The sequence below is a fragment of the Paenibacillus alginolyticus DSM 5050 = NBRC 15375 genome, assembly GCF_000422905.1.
Classification (GTDB): domain Bacteria; phylum Bacillota; class Bacilli; order Paenibacillales; family NBRC-103111; genus Paenibacillus_E; species Paenibacillus_E alginolyticus.
Genome location: NZ_KE383949.1, coordinates 59,374 through 76,625 on the forward strand (window position 1 = coordinate 59,374; position 17,252 = coordinate 76,625).

Genomic DNA, 17,252 nt, shown 5'->3' on the forward strand with positions numbered 1-17,252 from the left:
ATGATTAGCCATGAACAAATATTCGTTTAATCAAATCTCCTTGATACAATACATCTTTATTATATTCGAAACCCAGGTAGGGATCGGTGTATTATCCTTGCCTCGCGATTTAGCCTATACAGCTGGTACCGATGGATGGATAACTGTTATATTGGGGGGACTTGTTTCCATGCTGCTAAGCATAGTCATCATACGAATAATGGAGAAAAATCCCGAGTATACCTTATTCGAGCTTTTATCCAAATACTTTGGTAAGTGGGTGGGAAAAGGCTTAGCAGCAGCATGGATTCTGCTTGCGGCATATGCGGCAAGTACGGTTATGTTTTCAGCGATTCATATCATAAAAATATGGATCATTCCGGATATACGGAACTTCATCTTAATGATTCTTTTTTCCATTCCCATCTATATGATTACCAAACAGGGGATAAGGGTGATTGGAATCTTTGCTGAGCTTGTTTTTATTGTTACTTTGTGGATGCCGTTCTTTTTGTTACTAGCACTTAAGGATACTCAATGGACGTATCTTCTTCCCATTGGGAAAGAAGGAGTGCTTCCCATTCTGTCTTCCCTAAAATCAACCATCTACGCTTTCCTTGGATTTGAACTGGCTTTTATGTTGTATCCTTTTCTAAAGGATAAGAAATCAGCAGTGAAGGGAATTGTTATTGCAAATTTATTATCGATAATTACTTATTCAGCGACTACAATCGTTTGTTTTATTAGATTCTCCCCAGCTGAAGTTACAGATTACGTTTACCCTATGCTTAACTTGTTGAAGCTTATCCGATTGCCTTTTTTGGAACGGCTGGAGATCTTTAGTCTGTCTTTTTATTTGTTTATCATATTTATGACGATCATTCCTTACCTTTTCACAGCCGTATTAGGAATAACTCAATTATTAGGAAAGCAGGATCATCGAATTGCTTTACGTATACTCATACTCTTATGGATACTATTGTCATTCTTTTTTATCCCTACTTCTTCCCAAATCACAAGTATGGGCAAATCGTGGGGGATAGCAGGTTTACTCAGCGCTTTTGTATTCCCTATTTTTCTTTGGGTGTACGGATGGATTTTTCATTTCGTTAGAAGGGACCCGCGACAATGAAGAAATTTTATTTTTCTTTGATATTGGCAGTTTTAATGTTTGTAACTGGATGCGGTCAAGCTGTATATATAGAGGATCAACAGTTTGTTCTTACAGAGGCCATTGATTTTGATGAGAATAATAAGTTTGTCGTGTATACGTCAAGCCCTGTCTTCAATAAAGAAGCCGGAAAGTTCTTTAAAATTACATCCTCAAAGGCGAGTACGATGCGCAAATCAAAAGATAAAATTAATAGTAAGACGAGCGGCAACCTTGCATATGGAAAATCGCAAAATGTTCTCATAGGAAAAAAACTGCTGCAGCAAAAAAATGCATTGCCCTATATGGATGTTCTCTTCCGCGACCCCCGGAATGAGATTAATGCGAATGTGATTGTGATTGATGGAAGAGTTAAAGATGTGATGTATACGAACATGAATGATAAAGGCCGAATCGCCAGCGTGATTAAAGACCTGGTAACAAGCACTTATAAGGACAGGAGTACAGTGCAAACTTCACTACAGCAATTTCATCTGCAAATGAAGGATAAAGGAATGACGCCTTTTTTAACTGAAATGAAAACAGATAAACAGGAACTCACCATTACGGGTACTGTTCTTGTACATAAAGACGGCACCTATGCGGTTTCATTGGATCATCAAGAAAGCTCACTGCTCCTATTATTGCAGCGTGATACGAAGAGTCCTATACCGCTAACGATTCACTTTCCCCCTGGAATGTTTCATACGAATGAAAAAATGTCCTATGTGAGTTTCAATATCGTAAAGGCAAAGCCTAAAATCATGGGAAAATTCGAGGACGAGCATTTGACAATCGATATCGATATAAAGGTTCAGATTGATTTGACGGAGCGATTGTTTACCTTAGATTTAGAGGAGAAGAAAAAACAGCTGGAACAAGCCCTTGAAAAAGAGTTGAAAAAACAATGCGAGGCTTTAATCAAGAAAGCTCAAAAATATGAAGTTGATCCCTTTCAGTTTGGCGTCCACGTACGCGCATATCACTATAAAAACTGGAAGAAGGTAGAGGATAACTGGGTGAAAACGCTATCTGAAGCAACAGTAAATGTTTCTCCTAAAGTCATCATCAAAAGTATTGGGGTTCTCGAATAGTCGTTTAGCATTGTTGATAGGTGATACCTATAAATGCGATAGCTTTTATATCTAAAGAGAAGAGTCTACTTATGATACAATAAATGCAGCATATAACGATAGCAAATGCTTGCATGAGTAGGTTGCTAATCTAAGGAGTGAATGGTAGTCATGGCAGATGTGAAGAAAATTGCTGTAATCGCCGGAGATGGTATTGGTCCGGAAGTCGTTGCAGAAGCGGAAAAAGTATTAAAACGTACCGAAGAATTATTCGGTTATCAATTTGAAACAGAACACGCCCTATTCGGCGGTATTGCGATTGATGAGAAAGGGACTCCGCTTCCGGAAGAAACGCTGAAAGTTTGCCAGTCCGCAGACGCTGTACTTTTAGGGGCTGTTGGTGGTCCTAAATGGGACAACAACTCCAAAGAGCTGCGTCCTGAAACTGGTCTTCTAGGTATTCGCAAAGCGCTTGGACTGTTCTCGAACATTCGTCCGGCTTTCATCTTCGATTGCTTGAAAGAAGCTTCCACGTTGAAGCCTGAAGTGCTGGAAGGAACGGACTTGATCGTTGTTCGTGAATTGACTGGCGGTATCTACTTCGGTGAGAAATTCCGTCGTGAAACAGCGAATGGTCAAGAAGCTGTCGATACTTGCGCTTATAATGTTACTGAAATTGAGCGTATTGCTCGTCAAGCATTTGAAATTGCACAAACACGTCGCAAGAAGCTTGCATCTGTAGACAAAGCGAACGTTCTGGAAACTTCCCGTCTATGGCGCGAAACTGTGAACCGCATTGCGGTTGATTATCCGGATGTTGAGCTAGAGCACGTGCTCGTTGATAACTGTGCAATGCAATTGCTGCGCCGCCCATCCAGCTTCGACGTCATCGTGACGGAGAACATGTTCGGCGACATCCTGAGTGATGAAGCAGCTATGCTGACAGGCTCTATCGGGATGTTGGCATCCGCTTCTCTTGGCGAAGGCAGCTTCGGCTTGTACGAGCCGGTACATGGCTCCGCTCCCGATATTGCTGGTCAAGGAATCTCCAACCCAATCGCAACCATTCTTTCGGTAGCCTTGATGTTCCGTTTGACCTTCGGTTACCACGAAGCGGCGGATTCCATCGAGCGTGCAGTGAAAGAAGTGCTGGATGCGGGTCACCGTACAGGCGACATCGCTGTTGATAAGAGATCAGCAATCGGTACTCTTGCAATGGGCCAACTGATCGTAGACGCTATGCGTAAATAATAAAATAAGCTTGCCCGACGAGGCCTTCGAGGCTTCGGAGGGCGAGCTTTTTTTGTAGGTCGACCTCTGACAGATAGAGTATCTAGTGTTAAGTTTATTTTCTTGTTAAGCTGGCTTCAAACATATCAATGATAGATAGGAATCTTTCTGCCTCACGAAACACATGGTCAGCAAGTAACGGATGGATGATACTTTTTATACGACAAGCATCGATTAGATCCCTTGCTGTTTTTTTGAAATCACGCAGAGACACGACAGAAACTCGATTCTGATCAAGGAATTGACCCAGAAGCGGCTCTGTTTGGGACCCAGGACGCATTCCGCTTAAATCAATGGCTTGAAAGAGCAGCTGGTCGAAATCTTGACTAAAGTTGCGAGCTTGCTCAACGAGTTTTCGTTCGGAAGGATCAAGAAGATGTCCGATGAACTTCGCATGGTCAGCCATTATTCTCAAGAAGAAAACATTTTCATCAATGATCGCATCGGGCAGCGGTTCTAATCGACCAGCATTCAATTCCTCTAATCGATTTCTAAAATAATTGGCCTCTCTGCTGGTATGATCAACTAATAAAGGCAAATTGTTGCCGCCAGGAAGTTTACATTGGATAATGAGACCCAAAACCCTTCGTTTAAAAGCCCAAATATGGGTTGCGGCAAAGTGAGCTTCCATGTTAAAGCGTTTGATTTGCTCAGGATCAGTTAGCTCCGTAAATGCATGGGATTTGGCTTCTATTTGTTCAAAAGTATGATAAAAATGGTCGGCTTCTTGGATTAACTGCGTATCCTCACACCGAAATCCCAGCTTCAGAAATAAAGAATGCTCTTTCATAATGCGTGACCAGAATCGTATCTCATCCAACGAACGACTAACAAATTCATTTGACAATTCCGACACACTCCTCCAGAAGTTCTAATACTCTATGTATAATCTTAGGAGATGGCGCTTATGCAGATGTCGTGAAAATAGGACAGCGAGTGACTTTCATCAGCCATGCCGCGGCGAACAGGGCAACCAAATACTTACATAGGAAAGCGGAATCGTTCATGTTCATCAGCTCTCCATATATTATAATAATTATTATGTTGTATCCGATCTAATTATTGACTTTCATCTAGTCCAATGTTACCATTTTATACGAATAAGATAGATTTGAGGAGGAATTATACCCATGGCAGAGCGTTTAGTTGGTAAACAAGCTCCAGATTTTACAATGGAGACAGCTACAGGTGACGGTAAAGAATTTGGTAAAGTTTCTTTGTCTGATTACAAAGGAAAATGGTTAGTATTGTTCTTCTACCCATTGGACTTCACATTCGTTTGTCCTACAGAAATCACAGCTTTGAGTCATGCTGCTAGCCAGTTCAAAGAACTGGACACTGAGATTCTTGGTGTTTCCATCGACAGTATCCACACGCACAAAGCTTGGATCAATACGCCAATCAATGATAATGGTCTTGGCCAATTGGAATTCCCCCTTGCTGCTGACATCACGAAATCCGTAGCACGTGACTACGGCGTTCTGATCGAAGAAGAAGGTATCGCGCTTCGCGGTCTGTTCATCATCGATCCAGAAGGCGAATTGAAATACGAAGTTGTTAACCACAACGACGTAGGCCGCAGCGTAGAAGAAACACTTCGTGTGCTTCAAGCGCTTCAATCCGGCGGATTGTGCCCAATGAACTGGAAACCAGGCGACAAAAACCTGGTTGTAAAATAAGTTTGATATCAAGATGACGAAGCTCCTCTTGCCCTCATGCGAATGCGGGCAGAGGAGCTTTTCCTTAGGCTTGGAGGAATTGGGCGTGTCAGTGTCAGTACAACTAAAATATACAAGAGATCATTACTGGATTCGGCTGGATGGGGAAAAAGCGGTTGTCGGGTTAACGGAGTACGGCATTAGCGAGCTGGGTATGATTGTTTATATCGAGCTCCCAGATCAGGATACGCATGTGAGAAAAGGGGAATTCATTGGCTCTGTTGAGACTGTGGCGGATGACGAACACGATCTCCTAGTCCCTTTATCCGGTCAAATAACAGCAGTTAATCGGCTGCTGGAAAGAGCGGTAATGCTGATTCACGAATCCCCCTATGACAAGGGCTGGCTATTCACGATTCAGTGGAGTCAAGAAGCCGAACTGGAGCAGCTATGGGAAGAGGAAGCTTATACACGAGAGTTTTCGTTGGAAGACTGAGTACGGGGTCTTAAAAGTCAAGAATGCAAGACCGCTTCATTGGGGTCCAGCATTCTTTTTTTATTTAGCATATAAGGTAGACGCTTCCATAAAAATTTTTGGTATGATGAGAGGTGATCGAAATATGAAGTGTCCAACCGGGAGGAAATGTGAAAAAACCAATAAAGCTGCCCAAATTGTACGTTTTTCAAAAAGTCATTATCGTGTTCACCGCATTGATTATTCCTGTCTACCTGGTAAACCTGTTGATGAATATGATGGGGCAATCCTTTATCAAACAGGAATTTTCGAATTCAATCCAGTCCAAAGTACAATTTTACTCAAACCAGTTAGATGATCAAATTTCATTCATCCGAAACCAGCAGCTGCAGGTCATCAACGATTCCGATCTCCAGAAGCTAAACTTTTTATCAGGCACACTTGATGACTATGAAGAAATTCAACTCGTAAAAAGAGTAAAGGAACGATTGGCCACCATCCAGAACTCCAGTGAGTATTTGCTCAATACCGGGGTATATTTGAAATCATTTGGTAGAACGATCTCTACGCAAAGCGGAATCACTGAGCTGCCGAATCAGGAGTATGAGGTGATTGAACAATTTTTTAATTATTCGCCTAAACCATCCTTATACTACAGCAATGGCCGATTGTTTTTTATCGAGTTTGCAAATAATTCAAGTGTCATCGTCTATCTGGAGCTATCCGTTAAAAAATTGGAAAAGACACTGAACCAACTAGTAGGAAATTATGGCGATGCCGGTGCTGTTCTAACAAATGAAACATTTCGTTTCGATATATCACCTAAGCATGAAGACGCCATTGTCCAAAGTATATACAATACCGTTTCTAAAGAGCAGAATAACAAAACTTTGGATAGCAATGTCCTTACTGTCAGAGATCAAAGTTACTGGGTCGCCTACAACCGAATAAGTACGCTCGGACTAACACTTTACTCCTATGTAAATCAAAATGAACTCACCGGGTCTCTCAAGAAATTCAATGTTTGGCTAATCATTATGTCTGTGGTCTCGATGGCCATCATTCTTGTTTTTTCATTTTCAGTCAAAATGATGATTCACAATCCGCTGAGAGAGTTGATTGCGGCGTTCAAAACGCTGGAAACGGATAACCTGAACATTTCGATAAGGCCGAAAAATGACATTGAGTTCGGTTACCTCTATAGAAGCTTTGACAAGATGATAGACAAGCTGAAACAATCGATTCAACAAAATTATGAACAAAAAATAGCGCTGCAGCATTCCGAATTAAAGCAGTTGCAGTCGCAGATCAATCCACACTTTCTCTACAATGGATTTTTCAATATTTACATGATGTGTAAGGCTAGAGATTATGAAACGGTTGCCACATTTGCTCAGAAGCTGGGCAGTTATTATCAGTTTGTTACAAGAAGCGGTGAGGATGAGGTACCATTCGCCAAGGAATATCGACATGCCATGGATTATGTGGAAATCCAACGTATTAGGTTCTCCAATCGGATTCAAGTCATAGCGGATGAAATTCCCGATGCGTGCAAACATCTCATGGTACCGCGACTGATTCTGCAGCCTATTATCGAAAACACATTTGAGCATGCTTTTGAGAACGAACGCAAAGGCGGCAGTATCCATATCACAGTGACGTGTGAGAATCATAGATTGTGCATGTGTGTGGAAGATGATGGAAATAAAATCACGGATGAGCAGATTCATTCTCTGGGAGAAAATCTTGCGAATTCCTTCAATGTGCTTGAGAAGACAGGCATCATCAATGTTTGTAATCGAATCCGGCTGAAATATGGCGAGCACAGCGGGCTATTCGTATCCCGTAGTGAATATGGAGGCCTTAAAGCAGAAATCATTATTCAATTCAATTATGGGGGCGGCAGCGATGCATAGACTATTAATTGTTGACGACGAGCCGGCAATTGTCGAAGGACTTGTCCAGATGTTTCAGGAAAGAGAGGAGCTCGATCTCGACATCTGCAAGGCTTACTCCGCATTTGAGGCGATTGAAATTATCAAAAAAACGAAGATTGATGTCGTTCTCAGCGATATTCGCATGCCGGAGAAGAACGGTTTGCAGTTGATGGATGAGATTTTATTTTATTGGCCTTCCTGTAAAATTATTTTCCTGACGGGGCACAACGAGTTTGATTATGTGTACACGGCCATTCAAAAAAATGTGGAAAGCTATATTTTGAAAACGGAAGAAGACAAGGTTGTCATCGGTGCGGTTACCAATGCGTTATCGAAAATAGAGGATGAGCTCATGAACAATGATCTTGTGGATAAGGCCCGGAAGCAAATGCTGGTCATGGCACCGCTATTGAATAAGGAAATGTTCGAGGCATTACTTTTAGGCGAAAATGTAGCCGATCTTTTATCTGAAGACCTATTTGCGGGACAAGCATTAAAGCTGAAGGGGGATGCCCCTGTATTGATCCTTGTTGGCAAAATGGACTGTTGGCCGGAAGGCATGTCGTACGCCAATAAACGAAACACGCTGTACTCCGTTAGGAACTTAGTTGAGCAATACTTGCCTTCCTCGATGATAAATGAAGATATTGTGTATGAAAATTCGACGATTGTTTGGTTCATTCAGCTGAATTCGGATACGGACAGGTTTCGAAGTGAAGACGATGCCATCGATTGGGGAGGCCTTGTCACCTATTGGAAAGGAATACTCGAATCGGTTCAAAATGCGTGCCGCGATCTGCTTCAAATGGACGTTTCTTTCATCATTTCAAGGGGAGCAGTCGAATGGGACAGTATCCATAAGGAATTTGAACTTATGAAAGCGATGATGAAGAAAAGATCCGCTGCTGGGCTCAAAATGACGATCATGGACCTCGGTATGACGAACGAATTTTTCAAAGTAGAACCTGCGAAGGTTTCCGCTTACTCGGATGAGTTCAGCAAAAAACTGCGATTGCTTGAAAAAAGGCTGGATGAAGGGGACGTGCAGCAAGCTGAAATCGTCAGTAGGGATTTGATCAACAGCTTGAAAGATGAAATAGCTCAAAACTACCTGGTCGGTCTAGAAAGGTACTATATGTTCGTGCTTGTTTTCTTAGCCTATATCAATGGGCAAAACATTACGGAAAGAATCAAGGAGCACAGTCATTTCGAAAATTTTGCCATGATGGACATTCCCGGTGATTGGCTAACTACGGAAGCCTTTTATTTAGAGCTGGGTAAACAGATATGCATGGAGAAAAAAGAGCAAGTTGACAAGGGCGAGAATTTGTTAGTTGAGCGCATTCACAGGTTTATTAACGAAAACTTGGGTGGCGATCTTTCCCTTGCGAGAATCGCTGAAGTGGTCTATTTTAATCCTTCGTATCTCTCACGATTTTATAAGCAGCTTACCGGGCGGAATCTTTCCGACTACATCAATTCAGCCAAAGCGGAAGCAGCGGTGAGCATGCTTGAGGACATGCAGGTGAAAATCAATGAAATTGCTTTGAAATTGGGATTTGAATCTCCTTCCTACTTCACGGCATTTTTTCGGAAAATGAAAGAGATGTCACCACAGGAATTTCGGGATGCAATCATTCATAAAACGAGGAAGTAAACAAAACAGAACGATGTAAATAGTTTATTATAGCGGCTATTCGCCCCACGGCATTACAATAAAAGTGTAAAGCTCGAGCCTTTACCATAGATCGTTAACAACATTAGTTCTCAATTCGCGAAAATATGGGGGGTAAAACATGAAAAGAAAGCTGGTCAGTTCTGTTCTCATGACTACACTGATGGTTACATCGTTAGCGGCTTGCAGTACCAAAAATGAAAGCGCTTCAAGCTCTACAAGTACGCCGCAGCAAACTGCCAATACCCAAAAGAACGAAACCGTAGATCCGTTGGGTAAATACGCTCAACCAGTCACCGTTACCGAAGTGCTAGGTTTCCGTCCTCCGGAAGACCCTAAGACGCCAAAGGGAATTACGCCCGATCAGAATGCTTATCTGAAAGATTTGAAAGAAATGCTGAATATTGATTTGAAATATTTGTGGAGCGTACCGACCGAACAATACGAGCAAAAGTTTTCTCTTGCTCTTGCTTCCGCAGATTTGCCGGACATCTTAGATTTGGATGCACTGCAATTTGAGAAATTGAAAAGTCAGGGCATGCTTGCAGATCTGACGGATGTTTATAATAAATACGCTTCGCCTGCTTTGAAAACGTATATGCAGGTGGACGGCGGGTTTGCTATGAAGACCACAACAACCGATGGCAAGCTTTTGGGTATTCCTGGTTTCGAGGATCCGTATTTATCGACACAGCTATTGTGGATTCGAAAGGATTGGTTGAATAATCTCAACCTGCAGCCTCCAAAAACAATTGACGATTTGGAAAAAATAGCAGATGCATTTGTCAAAAATGACCCTGGCAAAACCGGCAAAAATGATCGGTATGGCATTGCGATGCAGAAAACCCTCATTGGTTGGGGATTTGATGCGCGGGGTGTTTTTAACGGCTATGGTACGGCTCCAAAAGCTTGGATCAAAGGAAAAGACGGCAAGCTTGCAGCGGGTGAAATCCAGCCTGAAACGAAAAATGCTTTGGCCAAGCTTCAGTCCTGGTATCAAAAAGGGCTAATTGATAAGGAATTTGCGCTGAAAGACGAGAACAAGGTTGTGGAAGATATCGTTGCCGGCAGGGTCGGTATTTCGTACGGTGAATGGTGGTACCCGAACTGGCCGCTCAATATAAACAAGGATAAGGATCCCAATGCGGAGTGGGAAGCTTATCAAATTCCTTCGCTGGATGGTCAGCCAGGGAAATCGATGGTGGGCAAAGTACGGATGAGCCACATTATTGCTGTAAACAAAAAAGCGAAAAATCCGGAAGCTGCGCTCAAGATGATAAACTTCTACCTCGAAATGGGTAAAAAGCAGTATCTGGAGAAAAACAAAGCGGAAAACGGGTATGTCTATAACTGGTTCGTACCTAGAATCTACAATCCTGCTCAAATTGAAACCATTTACACAGAGGTTAACAAGGCCTTGGATGCCAAACAAGATGCGATTACACTCAATGATGATAACTATAAAAATGTCGCGGACGTATTTAAGGCAACCAAAGAGTTCCTTGCAGGCGATACGACGAACGCAACCAAAGGCTCCAACTGGGGTCAATACTACAGCCGTGCAGCCAAAAATGGCGGTTGGGGCATAACGCGCCAAATTCGTGACAGCAAGCAAGTGTTCTTTAACGAGTTCTACGGTGTTCCGACGGAAACGCAGGTCGAAAAGGGAGCGCAGCTGGATAAACTTCTCGACGAAACGTATACCAAAATCATTATGGGTGCACCTGTAAGCGAGTTCGACAAATACGTTGAGAGCTGGAAGAAGCTTGGCGGAGACGATATTACGAAGGAAGTCAACGAGTGGTACACGAAGAATGCCGTAAAATAAGGTGAACCATAGAACGGGGGGGAGAGGAGTGTCTTATAATCTCTCCCCTATTTTATGAAAAAGGAACGTTTGAATTTGTATGCGATTGGAGGCTTCACAGTTGAGAATAAAAACAGAAATGCCGCTGCATCTGATGCTGCTGCCCGGCGTGTTGGTAACACTTGTATATGCTTACGGCCCTATACTGGGCGTGGTGATGGCTTTTCAAAAGTTTGAGCCCGTGCTTGGTTTTTTTAAATCGAAATGGGTCGGGTTCAAAAACTTTAAATATGTATTCAACCTGCCGGACTTTCATCAGGTCATGTGGAATACGATACTCATATCATCTTTGAAAATTGTATTTTCCTTACTCGTTCCGCTCGTATTGGCGCTTTTACTGAATGAAATTACAAAAAAATGGTTTCAGCGAATGATCCAGACGAGCATTTTTTTACCATTTTTCCTCGCGTGGACCGTGTTGGGCGGGGTCATTCTTGAGTTATTTTCTTTAAGGGGACCCGTTAATGACCTGATGTCAAGCTTCGGTCTGGAACCGATTATGTTCATGGGCAGCAACAATTGGTTTCGAGCTATCATGGTCGGTTCGGATGTTTGGAAAGGTATGGGCTATAATATGATCATTTTCCTGGCTGCTATTACAGGCATCAACGCAAGTCTTTACGAGGCTGCAGAAGTAGATGGCGCTGGCAAATGGAAACAAATGATCCATATCACTTTGCCGGGAATGATGCCTATCATTATTCTAATGAGCACATTAAGTTTGGGCAATATTTTGAACGCAGGATTTGATCAAATCTTGATCATGTATAATCCAACCGTTTATCAGGGTGCTGATATTATTGACACGTTCACTTACAGGCTCGGTCTATTCAGCCAACAGTTCGCCCCTGCTGCGGCGGTGGGGTTATTTAAGTCTGCCATATCCGTCGGATTGGTATCGTTATCGTACTATCTTGCGTACAAATTCAGCAATTATCGAATATTTTAGACGGCTGGGGGATTTCATATGGTTTATAAACCATCGCTAAGCAGGAAGCTTTTCGTCGTGATGAATGCTTTGGTACTGACATTCATAACAATTATAGGGATTGTGCCGTTCATTCACCTTTTGGCCGTATCGTTAAGTTCCAATACGGCGGCGATGGCCGGCGAAGTTAAGCTGCTGCCGATCGGATTTACACTCGATGCTTACATTTATCTCGGACATAAGGTGGAGTTTATTAGGTCTCTGCGTGTTTCGGTGGAAAGGGTCGTGCTTGGAACGGTAATCAACATGTTTCTGGTTTTCATTACTGCCTATCCGCTTGCCAAAGAGACGGAGCAGTTTCGCTCCCGAACTGTGTATGTGTGGTTTTTTGCGGTTACGATTTTTTTGGGCGGAGGACTTATTCCGACGTATATGATCGTGAAGTCGACAGGACTGATTAATACGATCTGGGCGCTTATTTTGCCTGGAGCACTGAATGTATGGAATATGATTATGATGCTGAACTTCTTCCGAGGCATTCCGAAGGAAATGGAAGAGGCGGCTACGATCGACGGGGCTAACCATTGGACGCTGCTGTGGAAAATATATTTGCCTGTATCGTTGCCAGCGATTGCAACCATTGGGCTTTTCACCATAATAGGACACTGGAATTCTTGGTTTGACGGCATTCTCTATATGAATTCGCCGGACAAATATCCGCTGCAAACGTACCTTTCCACCTTAATAACAGCCATGAACGCACAAATGCAGTCCGTTAATGTCGAGCAGCTCAAGCAGCTGGAGAATCTCAGCGAGAAAACGCTGCGAACTGCACAGATTTTCATGGGTGCGCTGCCGATTCTCATGGTTTACCCGTTTGTGCAAAGATATTTTATCAAAGGAATGACAGTAGGCAGTGTGAAGGAATAACAATAAGGCGGGATAGACAATGGGGAAAATAACAATTGCATTAATCGGCGCTGGGCAAAGAGGCGTCAATTATATGGGGTATGCGCTGGAACATCCGGATGAGCTGCAGGTAGTTGCCGTTGCGGAACCGAACCAGCAGAGAAGCCAGAAGTTTAAATTGCAGCACGGATTATCGGATGAGATGTGTTTTGAGAGCTGGGAGGATTTATTGACGGGACCTCAACTGGCGGATGCCGTCCTTATTTGTACGCAGGACAACATGCACTATGAACCGACGATGAAAGCGTTGGAAGCGGGATACCACGTACTGCTCGAAAAACCGATGTCTCCCGATCCTCAGGAATGTATCCGTATGGGTGAGCGTTCGGAACAATATGGGCGAGTATTTTCGATTTGCCATGTTCTCCGCTATACCGATTTCTTCGGAACAATCAAAAGGTTGTTGAACGAGGGAACGATTGGCCAGCTCATGTCCATAGTGCATAATGAGAATGTCGCGTATTGGCATCAGGCGCACAGCTTTGTCAGAGGCAATTGGCGCAAAACCGCCGAATCGAGTCCTATGATTTTGGCCAAATCTTGTCATGACATGGATATTATCCTTTGGCTAGCAGGGGCGGATTGCACCAATGTTTCATCTTTCGGATCGTTGTCTCATTTTAAAAAGGAGAATGCCCCGGAGGGAGCGCCGCAGCGATGCTTGGACGGATGCCCAGTCTCGGATCAATGTTTATACTATGCGCCTAAAGTGTATCTTACGGACGATATAGAATGGCCTACTTCTGCGATCAGCGATGATCCTAGCTTAGAAGCCCGCACAAAGGCACTGCAAGAGGGGCCGTATGGAAGATGTGTCTACCATTGTGATAATGATGTCGTTGACCATCAAGTGGTCAATTTGGAGTTTGCTAACGAAGTGACGGCTGCTTTTACGATGAGCGCATTTACGAATGATTGCAGTCGAACCCTCAAGTTGATGGGAACGAAAGGCGAAATTCGCGCCGCTATGGAGAAGAATGAGATTGAAGTGATTGATTTTGAAACAGGCACGACAAAGCAAATCTCACTTGAAAATCCGGGAGGGCACATTGGTCACGGAGGCGGTGACTTCGGCCTGATCCGCGATTTTGTGAAGTTGGTTCAGCAGGGCGGGCAAGGAAATGGGTTAACTTCAGCAGCTCAATCGGTGCAAAGCCACCTAATGGCATTTGCAGCGGAGCGGTCAAGGGTAGATCGAAGAGTGGTCAATATGAGAGATTTTACATATGACGGAGCATAGGTGAGGCTGACGATGAAAAAACGATTAAAATTCCGAGACGATGGTACGTTTGTTATCGTACAATTTTCCGATGTGGAATTTCTCGACGAATTTGATTATGACCCGGAAACACCGAAGTATGATTCACAGACAAGAGCGCTTATGGAACGAATCATCGAAGCCGAGAAGCCCGATCTCATTGTATTTGCCGGTGATGTAATCGCGAGTAACCGGGCGAGAGATCCGATTCACTCATTCCGCCAAGCCGTTGATGTAGCAGAGATGAGCTGCATTCCATGGGCAGCTGTGTTCGGCAATCACGACTCGGAGGGCGAAGTGCCGAGGAAAACGATGCATGAACTGCAATTGCAGCATGAATATTGCGTGGCGGAACCGGATCCAGAAGGCGTTAACGGGGCCGGGAATTTTGTGGTCACTGTGGCAGGCAAGAACGATGACACGGCTGCGGCGCTATATTTCGTGGATAGCGGCGACTACTCATTAATCGGCGATCGGGTAGGCGGATATGACTGGATTCGCAGAGATCAAATCGACTGGTATGTGGGCAAGTCGCGAGAGCTGACAAGGGGAAGCGATGATCAACCGCTGCCTGCGCTCGCCTTCTTCCACATTCCCCTACCAGAGTACAATGATGTGTGGGATTTTCAAGTATGCTATGGGCATCGTTATGACTCTTGCTGCTCTACTCCTTCGATTAACTCGGGTATGTTTGCGGCAATGGTGGAGATTGGCGATGTCATGGGGACGTTCGTCGGTCACGACCACGGCAATGATTTTTGGGGAACACTTCATGGTATTAGGCTTTGCTACGGACGGTCGACGAGATATGTAAGCTACGTGGATGGTGTGCGTCACGACCTGGTGCCTACAGGAGCGAGAATCATTCGATTGATAGAGGGTGAGCGCCGGTTCGATACGTGGATTCGTCAGAATGACGGAACTGTCGTTGTAGAGCAGCCGGAGCATCGGCCGGAAGGCAGGAAAGCCCAGTGAGTACTTTTCGGCTGTTACGGTAGGGATATCAGGTCTGAAAAAAGAGGCTGACTCAAAAGGTTAATAACCTAGCGAGCAGCCTTTATTTTGTTTCGATATGGAGCGAAATCTAACAGGAATTCCTCCAGTTCATTTGGCGTTAATTGCTCTAAATGGACATCTAACTGCAAATCTCCCTCTAATTTAGGGGGGAATCGCTATTCAACGAGAAACATCAGAAATAACGGGAGATTTTCCATGTAGTGCAACAGTGAAAACAGAGGCACTGTACACGTCCGGAACAGCCAATCTTGTATTTAATAACTAGTGTTAGCCGCTTGCAAGCTTATCAACGAAACCTGCAAGCAGCACATCCAACCCGAACGAAAACTCTTCTTCCCAATTAACAGAAGTCGTATAAGCGGCTAGGCGGATAAAGTGTGGATATCGCTCCTTGGGCAATGCATCAATCTCTTTGAATCTTGTCTCCGATTCTTTCTGGTTATCCTCCGAAAACTTCGTACGATCCCGCAATCGGCATTCTTCATCGACAAAGCCATAGATGAAGTTCTTGAGCATGGATGCAAGCCACGGTACTTGGTCATCCTTAAATCCAGCTTCGACGAGCGCACGAAACAGAAATTCGATATGGGCCAAACGGTTAGGGCTTGCCGCATGTGTCGCGTTCATGATGTGCACGGCGTCTGGGTATTGCAGCAGACTTAGGCGGAAGCTCATCGACCAGAGGCGCAACTGCATTTTCCAATCCAAAGCGGTATCGGGAAAATCAATCTTGGTGCTGATCTCTTCTGCCAAGAGATGAAGCAGCTGTTCTTTGTCCTTCACATGGTAGTACAAAGATGAGGCTTTCACGCCTAGTGAGTCGGCGATTTTGCGCATGCTGATGCCATCCAAGCCCTCGGCTTTCAGCAGTTCCAGCATAATCCCGACAATGCGGGCACGGTCGAGAGGCGTGTGAAGCGGCTCACTTCGATTCGTGGCCTCATCTGTCGTTAAGGGATGAATTCTTCTTCTTGCCATGTCAGGTCACCTTCCATTTTATCTCTTGACAAGTATAACACAAGAGTTTAATCTAACGGTATTATATTATTATTTATCACTGTTAGATTAAATGAAGGGGAGTGCATAAGCATGCAAACGACCACAATTGAGTCCATTGCCCGTACCGCCGGGGATATTTTATCCCATGCATGGAAAACAGTCTTTGACGAAGAGAAGGATGAACTGACCGAGATGTTCAAGAAATTTGGCGATCGCGCCTATGGCGCGTGGATTCAACAATTTATGGCGCCGGTCGCAGAGCGGCTTGCCGCGGATGGCTTCATCATCAGAGGCGGATTCAACTTAAAGGATTCCATTGAAAACTGGGGACCGCCTGAAGAAAGGGAACGCTGCGTATGGTATGTCGTGAAGACAGCGGAAGGTGAAGAGCTGGGCACATTGGTGCTGCAGGTCTATCATTCGCACCACTCGTTCTTCATGCCAAGAGCACCGAGGCTGCTGGCACTTGAAGTTACGGATCGGGAGGCTATTATCGCCGCACTCTCGGATGCTTCAACCCGAATTCGCTGGGATTTAAGGGAGGAACGAATGCCTCAACCGCAATTACAATCCTTCCCTAGTCAGCAGTTCGAATACGCGACAGATACTTCAATCGGAGATGGACTAAAATCCACAGCAGACGGTCAGCTGTACAGCTGGAATTTGGACGATACGCTGGGCCATTGGGGGCGATACGGCTGGGAACTTGTAACCGTCGTTCCGGTTGGAGGCAAAATGATTGCGTACTTCAAACGCCCGCTGAATGACTTAATCAAAAAAGGGGAGTGGTGTAAAGATTAATCGAAGCGACGCGGGGTATATTCGTACTTTAGGAGATATGTTGATGAGGATTGCTTACCACGAATCTGTTCATACCGGTCAACTACTGGATTATATGAGAACAGCAGGAATTGAACGTCCAAAGGTATGGGACTAGTCTTTCGGCCTAAAACGATAGCTTCATAACAAAGATCAAG

15 protein-coding genes and 1 pseudogene are annotated in these 17,252 nt (G+C 44.2%); 14 read left to right on the forward strand and 2 right to left on the reverse strand.

Features of this window, described 5'->3' with window-relative positions:
- Positions 1 to 10 precede the first annotated feature (10 nt).
- The 3 genes from G519_RS0139515 to leuB all read left to right on the forward strand — a co-directional run bounded on the left by G519_RS0139515 (position 11) and on the right by leuB (position 3,453).
- Positions 11 to 1,111, forward strand: coding sequence for a GerAB/ArcD/ProY family transporter (locus G519_RS0139515; RefSeq protein ID WP_029199220.1), 1,101 nt, complete (start codon positions 11 to 13; stop codon positions 1,109 to 1,111).
- Complete coding sequence (locus G519_RS0139520; protein WP_029199221.1) at positions 1,108 to 2,223, forward strand: Ger(x)C family spore germination protein; 1,116 nt, start codon at positions 1,108 to 1,110, stop codon at positions 2,221 to 2,223. The genes G519_RS0139515 and G519_RS0139520 overlap by 4 nt, the downstream gene beginning before the upstream one ends.
- 150 nt (positions 2,224 to 2,373) lie before the next feature.
- The gene (gene leuB, locus G519_RS0139525; RefSeq protein WP_029199222.1) at positions 2,374 to 3,453 is read left to right on the forward strand and encodes a 3-isopropylmalate dehydrogenase; all 1,080 of its coding nucleotides are present in this window, start codon (positions 2,374 to 2,376) and stop codon (positions 3,451 to 3,453) included.
- A gap of 94 nt (positions 3,454 to 3,547) precedes the next feature.
- Here the strand turns inward: leuB and G519_RS0139530 are convergent, their stop codons facing one another.
- Positions 3,548 to 4,339 carry a DUF2935 domain-containing protein gene (locus G519_RS0139530; RefSeq protein ID WP_029199223.1) on the reverse strand — a complete coding sequence of 264 codons (792 nt, stop codon included), beginning with the start codon at positions 4,337 to 4,339 and terminating at the stop codon, positions 3,548 to 3,550.
- Positions 4,340 to 4,622: 283 nt separating this feature from the next.
- Here G519_RS0139530 and G519_RS0139535 point away from each other — a divergent pair, with 283 nt between their 5' ends.
- The 9 genes from G519_RS0139535 (at position 4,623) to G519_RS0139575 (ending at position 15,234) form a co-directional block, all read left to right on the forward strand.
- Positions 4,623 to 5,171, forward strand: a complete 549-nt coding sequence (locus tag G519_RS0139535) for a peroxiredoxin (RefSeq protein WP_029199224.1) — start codon at positions 4,623 to 4,625, stop codon at positions 5,169 to 5,171.
- An 85-nt stretch (positions 5,172 to 5,256) separates the two neighbouring features.
- Entirely contained in the window at positions 5,257 to 5,646 is a 390-nt protein-coding gene (locus tag G519_RS0139540; RefSeq protein WP_029199225.1) for a glycine cleavage system protein H, read from the forward strand.
- 149 nt (positions 5,647 to 5,795) lie between these two features.
- Positions 5,796 to 7,541 carry a sensor histidine kinase gene (locus G519_RS0139545; RefSeq protein WP_029199226.1) on the forward strand — a complete coding sequence of 582 codons (1,746 nt, stop codon included), beginning with the start codon at positions 5,796 to 5,798 and terminating at the stop codon, positions 7,539 to 7,541.
- Entirely contained in the window at positions 7,534 to 9,219 is a 1,686-nt protein-coding gene (locus G519_RS0139550) for a response regulator transcription factor (RefSeq protein WP_029199227.1), read from the forward strand. Before G519_RS0139545 ends, G519_RS0139550 begins: the two co-directional genes overlap by 8 nt.
- A gap of 139 nt (positions 9,220 to 9,358) precedes the next feature.
- A complete protein-coding gene (locus G519_RS0139555) occupies positions 9,359 to 11,065 on the forward strand; it encodes an extracellular solute-binding protein (RefSeq protein ID WP_029199228.1) in 1,707 nt (568 codons plus the stop codon).
- A 118-nt stretch (positions 11,066 to 11,183) separates the two neighbouring features.
- Positions 11,184 to 12,053, forward strand: a complete 870-nt coding sequence (locus G519_RS0139560; protein ID WP_409372039.1) for an ABC transporter permease — start codon at positions 11,184 to 11,186, stop codon at positions 12,051 to 12,053.
- Positions 12,054 to 12,071: 18 nt separating this feature from the next.
- A complete protein-coding gene (locus tag G519_RS0139565) occupies positions 12,072 to 12,962 on the forward strand; it encodes a carbohydrate ABC transporter permease (RefSeq protein ID WP_029199230.1) in 891 nt (296 codons plus the stop codon).
- Positions 12,963 to 12,981: 19 nt separating this feature from the next.
- The gene (locus tag G519_RS0139570; protein WP_029199231.1) at positions 12,982 to 14,241 is read left to right on the forward strand and encodes a Gfo/Idh/MocA family protein; all 1,260 of its coding nucleotides are present in this window, start codon (positions 12,982 to 12,984) and stop codon (positions 14,239 to 14,241) included.
- A gap of 12 nt (positions 14,242 to 14,253) precedes the next feature.
- Entirely contained in the window at positions 14,254 to 15,234 is a 981-nt protein-coding gene (locus G519_RS0139575; RefSeq protein WP_029199232.1) for a metallophosphoesterase family protein, read from the forward strand.
- Positions 15,235 to 15,543: 309 nt separating this feature from the next.
- On the opposite strand, the gene G519_RS0139580 is transcribed toward G519_RS0139575, so the two are convergent.
- Positions 15,544 to 16,254 (reverse strand): TetR/AcrR family transcriptional regulator C-terminal domain-containing protein, encoded by a 711-nt coding sequence (locus tag G519_RS0139580; RefSeq protein WP_029199233.1) that lies wholly within the window; start codon positions 16,252 to 16,254, stop codon positions 15,544 to 15,546.
- A 111-nt stretch (positions 16,255 to 16,365) separates the two neighbouring features.
- Between G519_RS0139580 and G519_RS46905 the strand changes: the two genes are divergently transcribed.
- Complete coding sequence (locus G519_RS46905) at positions 16,366 to 17,076, forward strand: DUF6022 family protein (protein ID WP_051254151.1); 711 nt, start codon at positions 16,366 to 16,368, stop codon at positions 17,074 to 17,076.
- Positions 17,066 to 17,212, forward strand: a pseudogene (locus G519_RS50995) (DinB family protein); the annotation flags it as partial. The gene G519_RS46905 and the pseudogene G519_RS50995, both read left to right, overlap by 11 nt.
- Between the last annotated feature and the right edge of the window lie 40 nt (positions 17,213 to 17,252).